General features: G+C 73.9%; 18 protein-coding genes. 8 read left to right on the forward strand and 10 right to left on the reverse strand.

The window, feature by feature from the left end; translation table 11 throughout:
* Positions 1-72: 72 nt before the first annotated feature.
* From ACZ6ZN_RS01880 to ACZ6ZN_RS01900, 5 genes are all read right to left on the reverse strand, one after another.
* Entirely contained in the window at positions 73-2541 is a 2469-nt protein-coding gene (locus tag ACZ6ZN_RS01880) for a ricin-type beta-trefoil lectin domain protein (protein WP_469642324.1), read from the reverse strand.
* Positions 2542-3005: 464 nt separating this feature from the next.
* Complete coding sequence (locus ACZ6ZN_RS01885) at positions 3006-3974, reverse strand: aldo/keto reductase (RefSeq protein WP_451879381.1); 969 nt, start codon at positions 3972-3974, stop codon at positions 3006-3008.
* Positions 3975-4117: 143 nt separating this feature from the next.
* Positions 4118-4657, reverse strand: coding sequence for a flavoprotein (locus ACZ6ZN_RS01890; protein ID WP_469642326.1), 540 nt, complete (start codon positions 4655-4657; stop codon positions 4118-4120).
* A gap of 30 nt (positions 4658-4687) precedes the next feature.
* Complete coding sequence (locus ACZ6ZN_RS01895) at positions 4688-4888, reverse strand: ferredoxin (protein WP_469642328.1); 201 nt, start codon at positions 4886-4888, stop codon at positions 4688-4690.
* Between the two features lie 13 nt (positions 4889-4901).
* Entirely contained in the window at positions 4902-6098 is a 1197-nt protein-coding gene (locus ACZ6ZN_RS01900; protein ID WP_469642330.1) for a cytochrome P450, read from the reverse strand.
* Between the two features lie 350 nt (positions 6099-6448).
* On the opposite strand from ACZ6ZN_RS01900, the gene ACZ6ZN_RS01905 reads away from it, so the two are divergent.
* Both ACZ6ZN_RS01905 and ACZ6ZN_RS01910 read left to right on the forward strand, forming a co-directional pair.
* Entirely contained in the window at positions 6449-7081 is a 633-nt protein-coding gene (locus ACZ6ZN_RS01905) for a LysE family transporter (protein ID WP_398107526.1), read from the forward strand.
* Positions 7082-7185: 104 nt separating this feature from the next.
* Positions 7186-7635, forward strand: coding sequence for a nitroreductase family deazaflavin-dependent oxidoreductase (locus tag ACZ6ZN_RS01910; protein ID WP_398107527.1), 450 nt, complete (start codon positions 7186-7188; stop codon positions 7633-7635).
* Positions 7636-7761: 126 nt separating this feature from the next.
* Here ACZ6ZN_RS01910 and ACZ6ZN_RS01915 read toward each other — a convergent pair whose 3' ends face one another.
* Positions 7762-8682 (reverse strand): cation diffusion facilitator family transporter, encoded by a 921-nt coding sequence (locus ACZ6ZN_RS01915; protein WP_469642333.1) that lies wholly within the window; start codon positions 8680-8682, stop codon positions 7762-7764.
* A gap of 140 nt (positions 8683-8822) precedes the next feature.
* Here ACZ6ZN_RS01915 and ACZ6ZN_RS01920 point away from each other — a divergent pair, with 140 nt between their 5' ends.
* Both ACZ6ZN_RS01920 and ACZ6ZN_RS01925 read left to right on the forward strand, forming a co-directional pair.
* Positions 8823-9854, forward strand: coding sequence for a glutathione S-transferase family protein (locus tag ACZ6ZN_RS01920; protein ID WP_469642335.1), 1032 nt, complete (start codon positions 8823-8825; stop codon positions 9852-9854).
* An 85-nt stretch (positions 9855-9939) separates the two neighbouring features.
* Positions 9940-10236, forward strand: a complete 297-nt coding sequence (locus ACZ6ZN_RS01925) for a DUF4235 domain-containing protein (RefSeq protein WP_142156611.1) — start codon at positions 9940-9942, stop codon at positions 10234-10236.
* A gap of 130 nt (positions 10237-10366) precedes the next feature.
* Here the strand turns inward: ACZ6ZN_RS01925 and ACZ6ZN_RS01930 are convergent, their stop codons facing one another.
* Positions 10367-10759 carry a VOC family protein gene (locus ACZ6ZN_RS01930; RefSeq protein ID WP_369192811.1) on the reverse strand — a complete coding sequence of 131 codons (393 nt, stop codon included), beginning with the start codon at positions 10757-10759 and terminating at the stop codon, positions 10367-10369.
* A gap of 88 nt (positions 10760-10847) precedes the next feature.
* Positions 10848-11798, reverse strand: a complete 951-nt coding sequence (locus ACZ6ZN_RS01935; protein WP_469642339.1) for a GlxA family transcriptional regulator — start codon at positions 11796-11798, stop codon at positions 10848-10850.
* Between the two features lie 71 nt (positions 11799-11869).
* On the opposite strand from ACZ6ZN_RS01935, the gene ACZ6ZN_RS01940 reads away from it, so the two are divergent.
* From ACZ6ZN_RS01940 to ACZ6ZN_RS01955, 4 genes are all read left to right on the forward strand, one after another.
* Positions 11870-12820, forward strand: coding sequence for an NADP-dependent oxidoreductase (locus ACZ6ZN_RS01940; RefSeq protein WP_469642341.1), 951 nt, complete (start codon positions 11870-11872; stop codon positions 12818-12820).
* 341 nt (positions 12821-13161) lie between these two features.
* Positions 13162-13542 carry an anti-sigma factor antagonist gene (locus tag ACZ6ZN_RS01945; RefSeq protein ID WP_451877601.1) on the forward strand — a complete coding sequence of 127 codons (381 nt, stop codon included), beginning with the start codon at positions 13162-13164 and terminating at the stop codon, positions 13540-13542.
* Positions 13543-13635: 93 nt separating this feature from the next.
* Positions 13636-14298, forward strand: coding sequence for a DUF4230 domain-containing protein (locus ACZ6ZN_RS01950; protein ID WP_469642343.1), 663 nt, complete (start codon positions 13636-13638; stop codon positions 14296-14298).
* Positions 14299-14533: 235 nt separating this feature from the next.
* Complete coding sequence (locus ACZ6ZN_RS01955; protein ID WP_451877603.1) at positions 14534-15079, forward strand: VanZ family protein; 546 nt, start codon at positions 14534-14536, stop codon at positions 15077-15079.
* 123 nt (positions 15080-15202) lie between these two features.
* On the opposite strand, the gene ACZ6ZN_RS01960 is transcribed toward ACZ6ZN_RS01955, so the two are convergent.
* A complete protein-coding gene (locus ACZ6ZN_RS01960; protein WP_398107535.1) occupies positions 15203-15439 on the reverse strand; it encodes a hypothetical protein in 237 nt (78 codons plus the stop codon).
* Positions 15440-15481: 42 nt separating this feature from the next.
* A complete protein-coding gene (locus tag ACZ6ZN_RS01965; RefSeq protein ID WP_469642346.1) occupies positions 15482-16498 on the reverse strand; it encodes a DNA topoisomerase IB in 1017 nt (338 codons plus the stop codon).
* Positions 16499-16509 lie beyond the last annotated feature (11 nt).

The following is a 16509-nucleotide window of genomic DNA, read 5'->3' on the forward strand; positions in this document are numbered from 1 at the left end:
TGCCTCTGGCACGCTCTGCACGTCCTGCACCGTCCTGCCCATCCGGTACGTCCTGCCCGTCCGGCGCACCCGTCAGCGGCGGCCGTCTCGGTAGTGCCCGTGGCCGCCGTACCCGTGGTCGGGGTAGCCGTAGTCCGGGTAGCCGTGGTCCGGATACCCGGGGCCGGGCTGTCCGTAGCGGCCGTCCTCGTCGCAGTAGCCGTAGCGGTGGCACGGGGCCTCGGTGGGCTCCTGCGGGGCCGGGGAGGTCCGGGACGTGACGTCGGACGGCGTCGGCGCCGGTGCGGGCCCCGCCGGTGGGGTGGACACGGCGACGGGTGCGGGCGGACGGGCCGAGGCGGGCTCGTTCCAGGTGACCGCCTTCATGCGCAGATCGGCCTTGGCGGTGTCGATCACCCAGCGCTGCACCGCGTCGTCGGCCCGGGCCTTGAGGACCAGCGCGCCCGAGCCGTCGGTCGCGGACGGCGTCAGGGCGAGATCCTGGTCGGACCGGGGCACGAGGGCGCCCTGGAGGGTGAAGTCGTAGCGGACGTCCTCGGTGTCCGCCCCGGAGGGCCCCGCGCAGGGGGTGAGCCGCACCGAGTAGCCGAGGCCGGAGTCGAGGCAGAGCCCCGGGTCGGCACCGCTGCGCAGCAGCCCGTCGGTCTCGTAGGTCCACTGCCGGCCGGGGGCCGAGTCGCAGTCGGTGAGCACGGCCTCCGCGCCCTCGACCGCCTTGCCGCCGTCGAGGCCGACGCACAGGCCGGAGTCGGCGTTGCGCAGCCGGCCGCGCAGCGTGTCCTTCCCGGCCTCGCCCGCACCGACCCAGGACGGCGCGGTGGTCGGTTCCTCCACGTCGGGGGCCTCTCCGGCCGGCCGTTTCCCGCCCTGTGGGGCGCTGTCACCGGAGCCGCCGACGGTCCACAGGACGAGCGGCAGCACGACGAGACCGCCGGCGGTCAGGACGCCCGCGGTGAGGTTGCGGCGGCGTGCGGCGCGGCGGGCCGCCTTCCGGCCCGCGCGGCGGGCGGCGGTGCGGGGGCCCACGGCGCGCGGGCCGGGCGCGGGCGCGTCCGGCGGCGGCGGAGTCGCGGGTGAGGCGGGGGGAGCGTCCGGGCCGTCCGGGCCGGGACCGGCCGTGGCCGCGGCCCGGGCCGAGGGCCCCGGCCGGGGCGGCACGGGGGCCGGTGCCGGGCCGCCGGGGTCGGTGAACGACTCCCCCGTCGCACCGGCGAGCGCCACGGGGTCGACGGGAACGACGGGATCCGGAAAGGCCGCCTGCGCCAAGGCGACCGGATCGAGGGCGGACCGCGGAACGGGCGGCGGGGTGCGGAAGCCGATGCCGTCGCGGCCTTCGGGAGCGTGGGCCGCCGCACCGCGACCGGTCTCGCCGTGGCCGCCGAGGCGGGGAGCCGCCGCACCGGGGCCGGCCTCGCCGGGACTCCCGGGAGCGGGTGACGCCGCAGCCCGGCCGGCCGCGGTACGGGTCCCGAAGCCGGAGGCCGCCGTGCCGTGGGCGGCGTGGGCGGCGTGGGCGCTCTCCTCGAAGCCGAGGGGAGCCGTCCCGCCGCCGAACGCGTCGCGGCCCTCGGCGGCGAGGCCCGGGTGGTGCTCCGCGGGGCCGTCCGCGCCGACGGCGGGCAGGGACGGGAATCCGTCGGGAGCCGGGTGCGGGGCCAATGCCGCGGACGCGGCGGCGGACGGGGCGGTTGACGGGCCGGGTTCCGCGGCGGAGCCCGTCCTGCTCGACGCGTACTCCGCCCCGCCCCAGCCGAGAACGGCCTCGGACAGGGCCGTGCCGAGTCCGTGGTTGAAGCGGTCGAGCTGGTCGGCGGCGGCGCTGCAGTGCCGGCAGCCCTCGATGTGCGCGCGTAGATCCGGGTCGACGGTCCGGCCGCCCCTGCGGTACGTCACGTCGAGCAGGCGCAGATAGCGGCGGCACTCCTCGTCCGGGGCGAGTTCGCGGTGCAGCTGGAGGCACTCCTCGCGCAGCCGGTCGCGGGCCCTGCCGAGTTCAACGCGCGCCCCTTCCTCGTCGAGGCCGAGCAGCCCGGCGGGGGAAGCGAGCGGCTCCCGCTCGACCTCGATGTGCCAGAGCAGGCAACGCGCGGACTGGGGCAGCCGCTGGAACGCCCCGGCGAGCAGGCGGCGGTGTGCCACCGGCAGCAGCCGCGCGGCCGGCCGCAGGCCGTCGGCGTCCCCCGTCAGCAGAGCGGGGTGGAGCATCTCGCGGCGGTGGTCGTCACACCACTCCGCCGCGATCCGCCGTACGGTGACGAGGAGATGGGGCCGCCATGCCGAGGTCGGGCCGTTCTGGCGCAGGGTCTCGCCGAACTGGCGGGTGAAGGCGGCGGTGGTGAGCATGCCCGCGGGCCGGGGGCCGTCGGTGCACAGCCGGGCGTAGGCGAAGGCCGCCTCCCAGTGGCGGTCCAGCAGTTCGCCCACGGGGTGCAGTGCGGGTGTGGCACCGGTCCACTTGCGGAGCTCGGCGCTGAGCTGCTCGTCCGTCGGACCGTACCTGCGGGCCGGGCCCGGGGAATTCGACGGGCCTGCGTCTTTCACACTGCATTCCTCTCAGGGACATGCCGAATTAGTCCATACCAAGGGGTATGCCGACCGTGGGGCCGCGCGCGCACGAAAGATCGGCGTGTTGTGGACACGCCGACAGGGCACACCTTTGCACAGGTCAGCGAAGCGGAACAAGCGATCCCGCGTTTTCCGCCACGGGCCGACCGGCCGGGCCTTTTTGACAGAATGTCAATCGACGCGACCGTGGAGATCGCGGTATTGGCCATCTTGTTCCGGCCGCCGGGTATTCACCTCGGACCCCGGTGGCGGGAAAAACCATTGGCCGCCGTGGCCCCGCCGGCTCACGCCCCCACCTGTGCGCGGAAAAGGCCTTCCCACCCGCCCTGTTCGACCTTTGGGCAACCGGCCCGCCCAGGAATGCGGCCGGCGGGGCCCCGCCGGATGCCCGGCCGGGGCCCCGCCGACGCGGTGTCAGTGCCCGGCGACCGGATGCGGTGTCAGTGCCCGGCGACCGGATGCGGCGTGTAGGGGCCCTCCAGTTCCTCGCGCTCCTTCTCGCCGAGTTCGAGGTCCACGGCGGCCACCGCGTCGCGCAGGTGCTCCGGCTTGGAGGCTCCGACGATCGGGGCGGTCACGGTGTCCTGGGCGAGGAGCCAGGCGAGGGCGACCTGGGCGCGGGGGACGCCCCGCTCACCGGCGATGCGGGTGACCGCCTCGACGATGGCGCGGTCGCCCTCCGGGTAGAGGGTGCTGCCGAAGGTGTCGGTGGCGCTGCGCCCGGTGGTGGTGCCCCAGTCGCGGGTGAGCCGGCCTCGGGCCAGCGGGCTCCAGGGCAGCACCCCCACGCCCTGGTCCGCGCACAGGGGCAGCATCTCGCGCTCCTCCTCGCGGTAGAGCAGGTTGTAGTGGTTCTGCATGGAGACGAACCGCGTCCAGCCGTTCAGCCGCGCGGTGTACTGCATCTTGGAGAACTGCCAGGCGTACATCGAACTGGCCCCGATGTAGCGGACCTTGCCTGCCTTGACGACATCGTGCAGGGCCTCCATGGTCTCCTCGACCGGGGTGTGCGGGTCGAAGCGGTGGATCTGGTAGAGGTCGACGTAGTCGGTGCCGAGCCGGGCGAGGCTGTGGTCGAGCTCGGTGAGGATCGCCTTGCGGGACAGTCCGCCGCCGTTCGGCCCGGGCCGCATCCGGCCGTGCACCTTGGTGGCGAGGACGATCTCGTCGCGCCGGGCGAAGTCGCGCAGGGCCCGGCCGACGATCTCCTCGCTGGTGCCGTCGGAGTAGACGTTCGCCGTGTCGAAGAAGGTGATGCCCTGCTCGACCGCCTGCCGGATCAGCGGGCGGGAGGCGTCCTCGTCCAGGGTCCACTCGTGCGTGCCGCGGTCGGGCAGGCCGTAGGTCATGCATCCCAGACAGATCCGTGAGACGTCCAGGCCCGTCGAACCGAGCTTCACGTACTGCATCGCTGCTGCTCCTGCCTTCCGGGAAGGGGTCACCGCGAGCGTACGGGTTCGTGCGGACTCGAAGCCGGGCCCGGCGGGCCGCGGCCGGCGCCGCGCGGGGCCCGGTCGTGCGCCGCACGTGCCGTGTCCGCCCGCGGCCGGACTCAGTCGCCCGCCAGCAGGTCCAGTGCCCGCTCCCAGCCGAACTCCGCCCGGCCGCCGTCCTCGCGCGGCTCCCCGGTGTACGGCTCACCGAACCGCACCCCCATGCCGCGCAGCCGCCGGAGGCTCTCCGCGTAGGCCGGGTGGGCGGCCAGCGCACCGGCCACACACGGCAGGACCGCGATGGGCACGCCGAGCCCGGCCGCCTCGCACAACGTGCCCAGGGCGAGGGTGTCGGCCAGACCGGCCGCCCACTTGTTGACGGTGTTGAAGGTGGCGGGTGCCACCACGACGGCGTCGGGGGCCGGGAACGGGCGCGGCTCGCCCGGGGTGCGCCAGGCCGACCGGATGGGCCGGCCGGTCAGGGACGCGACGGCACCGGTGTCGAAGAAGCCGTTCATCGCCACGGGTGTGGCGATGACACCGACCTCCCAGCCCCGCTCCTGCGCCGCGGTGATCAGCTTGCCGACCCCGGAGGCGACACCGGCGGCGCAGACGACGACGTAGAGGAAGGGTGCGCGGGCGGGAACCTGTTCGGTCATCCCGCACACCCTAGGGGGTGGCCGGCCCGCTCAGGCGACCGGCTGGGAGACGGTGATGGCACCGACCGGGCAGGCCCGGGCGGCCTCCCGCACCAGGGGACTGCCGCCGCCGTCCTCCCGGCCGGGCCGCAGCGTGCTGTAGCCCTCGTCGTCCTGGGTGAAGACGTCCGGCGCCGTCAGGGCGCACTGGCCCGCGCCGATGCAGCGGTCCCGGTCGATGTCGATGTCCACGGGCACGCACCCCCTACCAGGTCACGGGGAGTTCCAGCATCCCCTGGATCGTGTCGCCGGGCTTGAAGGGGATCTCCTCGGGCGGCGCGGCCAGCCGCAGCCCGGGCAGCCGCTCGAAGAGGCTGCGCAGGGCGATCTCCAGCTCCGCGCGGGCGAGGTTCTGGCCGAGGCACTGGTGGATGCCGAAGCCGAACGCGACGTGGTGCCGGGCGGAGCGGTTCCAGTCGAGGGCGTCCGGGTCCGGATACACGGTCTCGTCGCGGTTGATGACCGAGGTCGCGAACACCACGCCCTCGCCGCGCCGGATCGTCGTCCCGGCCACGTCGATGTCCTCGACGGCCACGCGCAGCATGCCGTCCGCGATCGACAGCATCCGCATGAGCTCCTCGACCGCGTCCGGCAGCAGCTCCGGGTCGGCGCGCAGTTCGGCCAGCCGCTCGGGGTGCCGGAGCAGCGTGAAGGTGCCCAGCGAGATCATGTTGGCGGTCGTCTCGTGACCCGCGACCAGCAGGATGAGGGCCATGGCGGTCAGCCCCTCCCGGTCCAGGGCGCCGTCGTGCAGCTGCCGTCGCACCAGGTCGTCCAGCAGGCCGGTGCCGGGCTCGCGTCGCTTGCGCTCGATCAGCCGGCCGAAGTAGGCCTCCAGCCGGTCGCGGGCGTCCATCACGTCGGCGGTCTCCGGGCCGCGCAGCAACCGGCGGGACTGGGTCTCGAAGAAGTCGTGGTCGGCGTACGGGACGCCGAGCAGGGCGCAGATCACCATGGACGGCACGGGCAGGGCGAAGGCGCCGACCAGGTCGGCCGGCGGTCCCTGGGCGATCATCGCGTCGAGCCGCTCGTCGACGATCTGCTGGATGCGCGGCCGCAGTTCGACGGCCTTCTTGAACGTGAAGTCGCCGACGACCATGCGCCGCTGGGCGCGGTGCTCGGGGTCGTCGACGCCCAGCAGTGCCGGGCGGCGGTTGCGGATCCCGGCGAAGCGCCGGGTGGTGGCGGGGAAGCCGGGGCGGTCGCGGTCGGACGACAGCCTCGGGTCGGCCAGCAGGGCGCGGGCGGTGGCGTGCCCGGTGACGAGCCAGGCCTCGCGGCCGTCGTAGAGGGTGATCCGGGTCAGGGGCCGTTCGGCGCGCAGCGCGTCGTAGGCGGCGGGCGGGTGGTAGGGGCAGGTCCGGCTCTGGGGGAAGGCGACGGGTGCGGTCGTGTCCGTCATGAAGACCTCGCAGACGTGTAGTGCGTGGTGCCGCTCCTCATTAGATGCCTCAGGCACCTATGGGGCGACGGGAAGTTCGGCCAGATCGCCCACGGCGGCAACATGGCCGGGGATGGCCGTCCGTCCGTTCGACGGCCGGGTGCGTGCGCGGGCCGGCGGGGCGCGCCCGGGCCCGGCAGGGGCGGAGGACCGCCGAGCCGGGGCGAAAACCGGTTGTCGGCGAGGTGGGGCAGGCCCCAGGATCCAGCCATGTCTACGAACGCTCCTGTGCTGCCGCTGTCCGTCGCCGCCCGCGCCGCGCGCCGACAGCAGCAGGCCGGCCACCGTGAAGGGCCGACCCCGCCGCGCTCGTGACCGCCGCGCTCGTCGCGGGGTTGCTCGCCGGCTTCGGCATCGCCGTCCCCGTCGGCGCCGTCGGGACCTACCTCGTCTCCCTCACCGCCCGGACGACCCTGCGCACCGGGGTCTGCGCCGCACTCGGCGTCGCCACCGCCGACGGGCTCTACGCCCTCGCCGCGACGCTCGGGGGCACCGCCCTGGCGACCGCGCTGCGGCCGGTGCTCGGCCCGCTGCGGTGGGTCTGCGTCGTGGTGCTGCTGGCGCTGGCCGTACGGGGCGCGGCCGGCGCGCTGCGGGAGTACCGCGGCCACCGGCTCGCCACCCGGTCCGCTCCTCCTCCCCCGGGCCCGGCCCGGGCCTACCTCGGCCTGCTCGGCATCACCCTGCTCAACCCGACCACTGTGATCTACTTCGCCGCCCTGGTGCTCGGCACGCGGGCGACCGGACCGGCCGGTCCGGCGGAGCAGGCCGTGTTCGTCCTGGCCGCGTTCGCCGCCTCGGCGAGCTGGCAGGTGGTGCTGGCCGGCGGCGGCGCGCTGCTGGGCCGGGCGCTGACGGGTCGTCGGGGGCGCCTGGCGACGGCATGGGTGGCGAGCGGGGTGATGACGGCCCTGGCCCTGCGGATGGCGGTCGCGCCGGGGTGAGTGCGCGCGTCCGGACACACCCCCCGTGGTTGCGGATGATGTGCGTCCGGGGTGGTGTTGTCTTCGGTGCAACAGCCCGGCACACGACGATGGGACGACACGCCATGCCTCTCGAGGGAGAGTACGAACCCAGTCCGACGGAGTGGGTGCGCAAGCAGGTGGAGCTGTACGAGAGCTCCGGCGGCACCGAGGGGACGACCCTGCAGGGGACGGGACTGCCGGTCGTGGTCCTGACCTCCCGGGGCGCCCGGAGCGGCAAGCTGCGCAAGACCCCGGTGATGCGCGTGGAGCACGAGGGGCGTTACGCGGCGGTCGCCTCCCTCGGCGGCTCGCCCAAGCATCCGGTCTGGTACTTCAACCTGAGGTCCCACCCGCAGGTGGAGGTGCAGGACGGTCCGGTGAAGCGGGACATGACGGCCCGTGAGGTCACGGGTGCCGAGAAGGCCGAGTGGTGGGAGCGCGCCGTCGCGGCGTACCCCGCCTACGCCGACTACCAGAGGAAGACGGACCGGGAGATCCCGGTGTTCGTCCTGGAACCGGCCGAGGCGGGCTGAGCCCCGGCCCCCGCGGGAGGGCGGGCCCAGGGCCCGCACGAAGGGCCGGCCGCGCCGTGAGCGCGGCCGGCCCGGGGACGTTCCGCCTTCAGGGGCGTGAATCCGCGGCGGCGGGGCATGCGTCCGTCAGGCCCCGCCGCGCTCCCCCGTCGCGGCGGGGCTTTCCGCCGCCTCGCGAGCCGGCCGGTCGGTGACGTCCAGGAAGATCTGGTGGGCCTCGGGCACCGTGTTCGCGATCGAGCGCTTGATGCGCACGGAGACCTCCTCGACCCGCTCGCTGTCCAGGCCCGGCACCAGGTCGATACGGGCGGCCACCAGAGCCGTGTCCAGGCCGGTCTTCATCGTGAACAGCGCCTCGACGCTGTCGATCTCCGGCTGGGCCTGCAGCAGTGCCTGGATCCGTCCGCTGGCCTCCGGGTCGGCCGCCTCGCCGATCAGCTGGTCGCGCGCGTCACGGCCCAGCCGGTAGGCGACGTACACCAGCAGCCCGCCGATCGCCAGGGACGCGGACGCCTCGTAGATCACCTCGCCGGTGGCCATGTGCAGGGCCATGCCGATGATGGCCAGTGTCACGCCCAGCACCGCGGTGCCGTCCTCGGCGACGACCGTGCGCAGCGCCGGGTCGCGCATCCCGGCGGCCGCTCCGCCCTGCCGGCGCACCTGGTACAGCGCCCGCAGGAGTGAACCGCCCTCCGCCAGCAGGGCGATGCCCAGCACGATCAGACCCGCCACGTAGCCGCCGAGGTCCTCCTCGCCTTCGTTCAGCAGGGCCTCGACGCCCTGGAAGAACGAGAAGCAGCCTCCCATCACGAAGATCCCCACGGCCGCCAGCAGCGACCAGAAGAACCGTTCCTTGCCGTAGCCGAAGGGATGGCGGCGGTCGGCGGGCCGGCGGCTGCGGCGCAGGGCCGCGAGCAGGAACACCTCGTTGAGGCTGTCGGCGACGGAGTGCGCCGCCTCCGACAGCAGTGCGGGTGAACCCGCGGCGAGGCCGCCGACGGCCTTCGCGGCCGCGATCACCAGGTTGGCTGCGAGCGCCACCAGCACGGTGACGCGAGTCCTGTGGTCAGCTCCTTCTTCAGTCACCTCCGCCGATTGCCCCGGTCGGCGGTGCTCATACCGTGCCGTCCGCGCAAAACGGGGAACGCGTTCACCAGGATCCACGCACGGCAGAGGAGGTCACCCCCATGAGCCGCGACGACGGCGACGGCGACGGCGGCAACAGCGCCTACGGGAGGAAGGCGTTCAAGCGGTCCAAGGCGCATTTCGCCGACCGGATCACGGCCGACGGCCGGGACGGCTGGCCGGTGGAGGCCGGACGCTACCGTCTGGTCGTCAGCCGGGCCTGCCCCTGGGCGAGCCGGTCGCTGGTCTCGCGTCGGCTGCTCGGCCTGGAGGACGCGCTGTCCCTGGCCGTGACCGACCCGATCCAGGACGACCGCAGCTGGCGTTTCACCCTGGACGCGGAGGGCCGTGACCCGGTCCTCGGCATCCGCTACCTGAGCGAGGCCTACGACGCCCGCGAGACCGGCTATCCGGGCGGTGTCAGCGTGCCGGCGATCGTGGACGTGCCCAGCGGCGAGCTGGTCACCAACGACTACCAGCAGCTCACGCTCGACCTCGCGACCGAGTGGACGGCCCTGCACCGCGAGGGCGCTCCGGACCTGTACCCGGACGGGCTGCGCGACGAGATCGACGAGGTGATGGCGGACGTCTACGAGGACGTCAACAACGGCGTCTACCGCGCCGGTTTCGCCCACACCCAGGAGGACTACGAGGCCGCCTGCACGGCTGTGTTCCGGCGTCTGGAACGGCTCGCCGAGCGGCTGGAACGGCAGCGCTACCTCGTCGGCGACACCATCACCGAGGCGGACATCCGGCTGTTCACCACCCTGGTCCGGTTCGACGCGGTGTACCACGGCCACTTCAAGTGCAACCTCTGGAAGCTGGCGGAGAACCGGGTGCTGTGGGGGTACGCGCGCGACCTGTACCAGACGCCGGGGTTCGGCGACACCGTCGACTTCGACCACATCAAGCGGCACTACTACCAGGTGCACACGGGCATCAACCCGACCCGGGTGGTGCCGCTCGGACCGGACCTGTCCGGATGGCTGACCCCGCACCACCGTGCGGAGCTCGGCGGCCGTCCCTTCGGCGACGGCACCCCGCCCGGTCCCGTCCGCGCCGAGGAGCGCGTCCCGGCGGCGCACACCCCCTGACGGACCGTCACCTCCCCTTCCCTTTCCCAACGACCGACGCGACCGACACGACCGAAGCAACCGAAGCAACCAAGGAGACTGCCCGATGGCCAAGAAGAAGAAGATGTCCCTCGCCTACCAGCCCCTGGGGTTCGTGCTCGGCTGGTCGGGCGGCTGGCTGGCCGGCCTCGCCTTCCGCAAGACGTGGATGGCGATCCGCCACGAGGAGGACGCCCCCGACGCGCTGGACAAGGACCGCGGCTGGGGCGAGGTCCTGATGGCCGCCGCGATCCAGGGCGCCATCTTCGCGGTGGTGCGCAGCGCGGTGGACCGTGCGGGTGCGAAGGCGATCGAGCGCTCGACCGGCACCTGGCCGGTCGGCGAGAAGGGCGGACGGGACTGAGGACACCCGGCCCCGCCGGACCCACGGCGGCTCGGCCCCGCCCGGTTCTCCACCGGGCGGGACCGAGTCGTGTGCGGGGCGGCGGGAGCCTCATGGCACCCGTGCGCGCGGGGAGGGCGATCGGCCGGGCTCAGCCCTGCTTGGGTGCCGTCGGCGGGGTGCGGCGCAGGGTGAAGGAGTGGCCTGCCGGATCGGAGTAGCCGCGCTCCTCCAGCGGGCCCGAGGCGTCCTTGGCCTCCAGGGGGCGCCCCCCGAGACTGACGACGCGGCGCTCCACCGCGTCGAGGTCGTCCACCACGAACTCCAGATGCGCCTGGAGGGAGTTCTCGGGGCGCGGCCAGCTCGGCGGAGTGGCGTTGACGTCCCGGCGCAGCGCGATCCGGAAACCGTCGGCCGTCTTGATCTCCACCCGGTTCGCCGTCGCGTCCGACTCCTCCCCTTCGAGCAGTTCCTTGTAGAACACGGCGAGTTTCTCGGGCTCGGCGCAGTCGAGCACGAGGACCCCCGCTTTCACCAGTGCCATGTCTCCTCCGCAGGATCCTGGCCGCGGAACGGTCGTGTCCCCGGCCCCTGTTGTGCGGATATCCCGGCCCGGCCGAATCAGTCGGTCCTCAACCCCGGGCGGCGGTCTGGAACGTGCGCCGGTACGCCTGCGGCGACACCCCGATGGCCGCGTGCAGGTGCTGACGCAGCGACGCCCCCGTCGCGAAGCCGACCCGGCCGGCGATCTGGTCCACCGTGAGGTCGCTGGACTCCAGCAGGTGGCGGGCCCGGGACACGCGCTGCTGGATCAGCCAGCGGCCGGGGCTGAGGCCCACCTCGTCGTGGAACCGGCGGGCGAAGGTGCGCAGGCTCATCCGGGCGTGACCCGCGAGGTCGGCCAGGGTGAGCGGGTCGTCCAGCCGCTCGAGGGCCCAGGCGCGGGTGGCCGCGGTGCTCGCGGCGCCCTGCTCGGGGACGGGCTGCTCGATGTACTGGGCCTGGCCGCCGTCCCGGAAGGGCGGGACGACGCAGCGCCGGGCGACGCTGTTGGCCAGTTCGCTGCCGTGGTCCTTGCGGACGAGGTGCAGGCAGACGTCCACGCCCGAGGCGGCTCCGGCGGAGGTGAGGAACGGGTGGTCGTCGACGAACAGCACGTCCGGGTCGAGGTCGACGTAGGGGAACATCCGCCGGAAGTGGTCGGCGACCTGCCAGTGGGTGGTCGCCCGGCGCCCGTCGAGGAGACCGGCGGCGGCGAGGACGAAGGCGCCCGTGCAGATCGAGACGATGCGCGTGCCGGGGCGGATGAGGGCGAGCGCGGCCAGGACCTTCGCGGGGACCTCGTCGCTCAGCCGGTCGGGCGCGACGGGCGCGATCACCACCGTGTCGGCGGTGGCCAGGGCCTCCGGGCCGTGCTCCACGGTCACCCCGAAGTCCGCGTTGGTGCGTACGGGGCCGCCGTCGACCGAGCAGGTCAGCACGTCGTAGCGGCCGTCGGCCGCGCCCAGGATCCGGCTGGGGATGCCCAGCTCGAAGGGATAGACCCCGTCCAGGGCCAGGACCACCACTCGCTCACGTCGCATGGCACGATTCTATCGAAGGTTGGCAATCGTGCCATTGGCGGACCGTGCGCGGACCGGCACGCTTGATGACCATGAGCACACAGAACACGATGCGAGCCATCAGCCAGGACGTCCTCGGCGGCCCCGAGGTCCTGAAGGACGTGGAGATCGAGCGCCCGGAGCCCAAGCCGAACGAGGTACTGGTCCGGGTGCGGGCCGCCGGGGTCAACCCGACCGACTGGAAGCACCGCGCCACCGGCGGATTCCTGGGCCGGCCGCCCTTCGTCCTCGGCTGGGACGTCTCGGGCGTGGTGGAGGCCGTCGGCATCGGCGTGGCGGCGTTCGCGCCCGGGGACGAGGTCTTCGGCATGCTGCCCTACCCCTTCGGTCACGGTTCGCACGCCGAGTACGTCATCGCCCCGGTGCGCGCCCTCACCCGCAAGCCGGACGGCGTCGACCACGTGCAGGCGGGCGCGCTGCCGCTGGTCTCCCTGACCGCCTGGCAGGCGCTGACCGAGCACGCCGGCCTCCAGCCGGGGCAGCGGGTGCTGATCCACGCCGCGGCGGGCGGTGTGGGGCACGTGGCGGTGCAGATCGCCAAGGCGCGCGGCGCCTACGTCATCGGCACGGCGAGCGCCGGCAAGCACGACTTCCTGCGTGAGATCGGCGTGGACGAGGCGGTGGACTACCGCGAGACGGACTTCACCGAGGTCGTCAAGGACGTCGACGTCGTGCTGGACACGATCGGCGGGGACAACGCCCTGCGCTCCCTGCGCGTGCTGCGGCCCGGCGGCGTCCTGGTGTCGATCCTCCCGGGCGGCTCGGACGAGCTGTACGAGGAGGCCGGGCGGCTCGGCGTGCGCGCCCTGCGCATGCTGGTGGACGCCGACCGCGGCGGCATGGAGGCGGTCGCGGACCTGCTGCGGACGGGCAAGCTGCGCGCCACTGTCGCCGGCACGTTCCCGCTGTCCGCGGCGGCTCGGGCGCACGAGCTGGGTGACACCGGCCGGACCACCGGGAAGCTCGTCCTGGTGAACGACTGAGCACGGTGACGGAGGGGCGGCACACCGGCCGGGCTGCGCAGCCCGGCCGGTGTGCCGTGTGTCCCGCGCGCATCCCGCCCGCATCCCGGGCTCACCCCGCCCGCATCCCGGGCGAATCCCCGGCTCGTCCCGGGCGCATCCGCGCGCGCTTCCTGCCTCGCGCCCGCGCTCGCGCCCGCGTGCGTCCCGGCGTGAACTTCTGCCAACACGGCCTGAATTCAATGACATATGTCAATCGAACATGCTCAGATTCACTCGTTCGGGGGTAACTTGCAGGGCGGGGACGGACGTGGTGCCGTACCCCCTTCCCACGCACGGAGCAGGCTGGAGGCGATCTCGTCGTGCGGCAGGAACCTGCACCGCTCACCCGTCACTTGCGCGTCCGCCGGGAACGGGGGCACACGGTGCTGGAACTCCGGGGCGAGATCGACCTCGCCGCGGCCGCGGAAATCACCCCGCATCTGGACCGGGAGACCGACCGCCCCGGAGCCCGGGTCGTCCTCGACCTCAGCCGGATCGAGTTCTTCGACTGCTCGGGACTGCGCCTGCTGTACCGGGCCCGCAGCCGGGTCCTCGACCGGCAGGGCCGGCTTCTCCTGGTCTGCGCCCACCCGCTGACCCTGCGCGTCCTGCGGATCACCGGCCTGTCCCGGCTGCTGCCGCCGCACCCCACGCTGGACGCGGCACTGCACCGGTCCGAGGCCACCTCCGGCCCGGTGTGATACCCCGCCGTCCACCGGCCCGGCCCGTCCCCAACTCGGCTGTCTGACAGGGGGCGTGGCGGGCATCCGGACGGTAGGAAGGAGGGCCGTCGCATGACGACTCCCGTCAAGCGCCGCGACAGGCGCATGCCCGGCTGGGCGAAAGTGGTGACCGCGTTCGTGCTGGTGCTCGTGGTGTTCTTCGCCGGGCTCCGGCTCAGTGTGCTGCCGGGACTGAAGGACCTGTTCGGCAGCGAGACCCACGACCGGTCCGGCCCCGCGCTGCTGAAGTCGATCCAGGACATCAGCCGCTACGACGCCGCCTCCGGCAACTTCCAGGTCGTCGTGGACCTGGAGAAGGACACGAAGTTGCTGCCCGACGCGATCCGCGGCACCCGCACCCTGTACGTCGGGGCCGGCACCGTCGACGCCTACGTCGACCTGGGCCAGGTCGGCGAGAACGACGTCCGGGTCGACGAGGACCGCACGTCCGCCACGCTCCGGCTGCCCCACGCCCGGCTGGGCAAGCCGGCGCTCGACCCCGACCGGTCCTACGCCGTGTCCAAGCAGCGCGGCCTCTTCGACCGGCTCGGTGATCTCTTCTCGGACAATCCCAACGGCGAGCAGGCCGTGCAGAAGCTCGCCGTGCGGCACATCGGCGACGCGGCGAAGGAAAGCGAACTGACCGCCCGCGCCGAGGCGAACACCACCGGCATGCTCGAAGGCCTGCTGCGGTCCCTGGGCTTCAAGGACGTGCGCGTCACGTACGGCGACTGACCGCCGCCGCCACCTCTGCGGGGCCCGCACGGCGCGACCGCGTGCCGGGCGGGCCCCCGTCATGCCCGCGCGGGCGCCGCCGCGGGGGCCCGCAGCGGCTCGGCGGACCCTCCCTGGAGTGCTCCGCGGAACCCGGGGCAACCGAGGGTGAGGACGGCCGCCGGCGGGCAACCCCTGGGTTCCCCGGGGTAACCGCCGCGTCACATACGGAAGTTGAAGACTGGAGGACGACGTCATGGCCGGTACCGCCTCACACCCCCCGACCGCCGGGTCCGGGACCGAGCGACGCCCGCTCCCCCTGCCCGTCCGGCTGCTGGCCGTGCTGTGCGCCTTCGTGTTCATGGTGGCCTTCGCCGTGGTGCTGGCCCGGCTGACCCTGCAGCCCTCGCCCGCCTCGGAGGCGCTGACCCACACCAACCTCCAGCCGGGCGACTCCTTGAAGGCCTACCTCAACCAGCCCGAACTGCGGGACGCCGTCCGGCAGGTCGGCGGCAACATCCTGCTCGGCGTCCCCTTCGGCATCCTCGTCCCCGTCGTCGCCCCCCGCACCCGCGGCATCCTGCGCGTGCTGCTGCTGACCGCGGTCGTGATGCTCCTGGTGGAGTTCGCCCAGGGCGCCCTGGTCACCGGCCGCGCCTTCGACATCGACGACGTCATCCTCAACACCACGGGCGCGCTGATCGGTTACCTGCTCCTGGGGCGGCGGCTCAGCCGGGCGGTGCACGCGCGCAAGCCGCGCGCGGCCGCGGCGCGGAAGCGGGAAGCGGCCGAGAAGGTCTAGGGCCGGCCCGTCGCGGCCGGGGCCTGTCGTCCGGACCGGACCGGCCGCACGGCCCGGCTGCGGTCGCCCGGCTCCGGTCGACCGGCCCGCCCCGCGACGCCGGGACGATCCGGACGGCAGGTCCTAGCGCACGGTCCAGGTGAACTTGTCGCCGCCGACCCAGCGGACCACGTCCGGGTCGTCCAGGTCGTGGACCGTGATGCCGAACGCGGCGGCGGCCATCAGGACGTCGGTGACGGCCTTGGCCTCACCGACGACCTGGCCGTCGATCTCCACGATCCGGAACGGCGGCGTGCCCGGCTGTACCCCGAGCACCATGATCCGGGGGGTCGCCATGTGCGGGCTCGAGATTTCGGTCATGCATCGAGCGTAGAGCGGAACCGGCCGCGGCGCGGGTCCGGGTCAGCGGTCGAGGAGCTCCAGGACGGCCGCCTCCACGGCTCCCTGGGTGGCGGGGCGCCCGAAGTCGCCGTGCTCCCCCAGCCGGGTGAGCGCGGGCGCGATGGTCTCCCCCTGCTCGAACAGCTCGAAGACGCGCGGGTCGATGTAGGAGGCCCGGCAGACGGCCGGGGTGTTGCCCAGGTAGTGGCTGACCTCGCGGACCACCCGCGCCGTCTGCCGGCGCCGCGCCGCGGCCGTCTGCCGGACGGCCTCGGTGGTGACGGCCAGCGCGACGGCGGCGAGCACGGTGGCGTGCCAGGTCCGGAAGTCCTTGGCGGTGATGTCGACCCCGGACAGCCGGCGCAGCGCCTCGTTCAGATCGCTGCTGTGCAGCTCGTGCCAGGCACGTGCCTCCCAGTACGCCAGCAGCCGCTCCCCGTCCTGCCGGCGGCGCAGCAGCGACCGGACGACGGCGTGGGCGTCGTCGTCGACGAGGGCCCGGACGAGGTCGACGCCGCCCTTGGCCGGGTAGCTGAACGCGATCTCGCCGCGACCGCACCGGACGTGCTCGCGCAGCATCGTGGTCAGGCCGAAGGTCCCGTTTCGGCGGGTGTGCCGGTCGCTGCCGATGCGGAAGAAGCCGAGGTCCAGCAGGCGCACGGCGCAGGCCGTGACCCGGGCCCGGCTCAGCCCGCGCCCGGCGAGGTCCTCGGCGACCCGGGCGCGCAGGTCGGGCAGGGTCCGCGCGACCTGGCGGACGTGCTCGTGCTTGGCCTGCTCCTGCTGGGCGCGGAACTCCTCGTGGTACAGGTACTGGCGGCGCCCGGCGTCGTCGGTGCCGACGGCCTGGAGGTGGCCGTTGGCCCGCCGGCAGATCCACACGTCGCGCCAGGCGGGCGGGATGACCAGGGCCTTGACGCGGGCGAGCTGCTCGGGGTCGGTGAGCGGCTCGCCCTCGGTGTCCAGGTAGCGGAAGCCCCGCCCGTGGCGCAGGCGGCGGAACCCGGGCTCGTCGCTGGAAGTGGTGCGCAGTCTCACGGCGGCCCCGC

Source organism: Streptomyces sp. NPDC053665, from assembly GCF_055585285.1.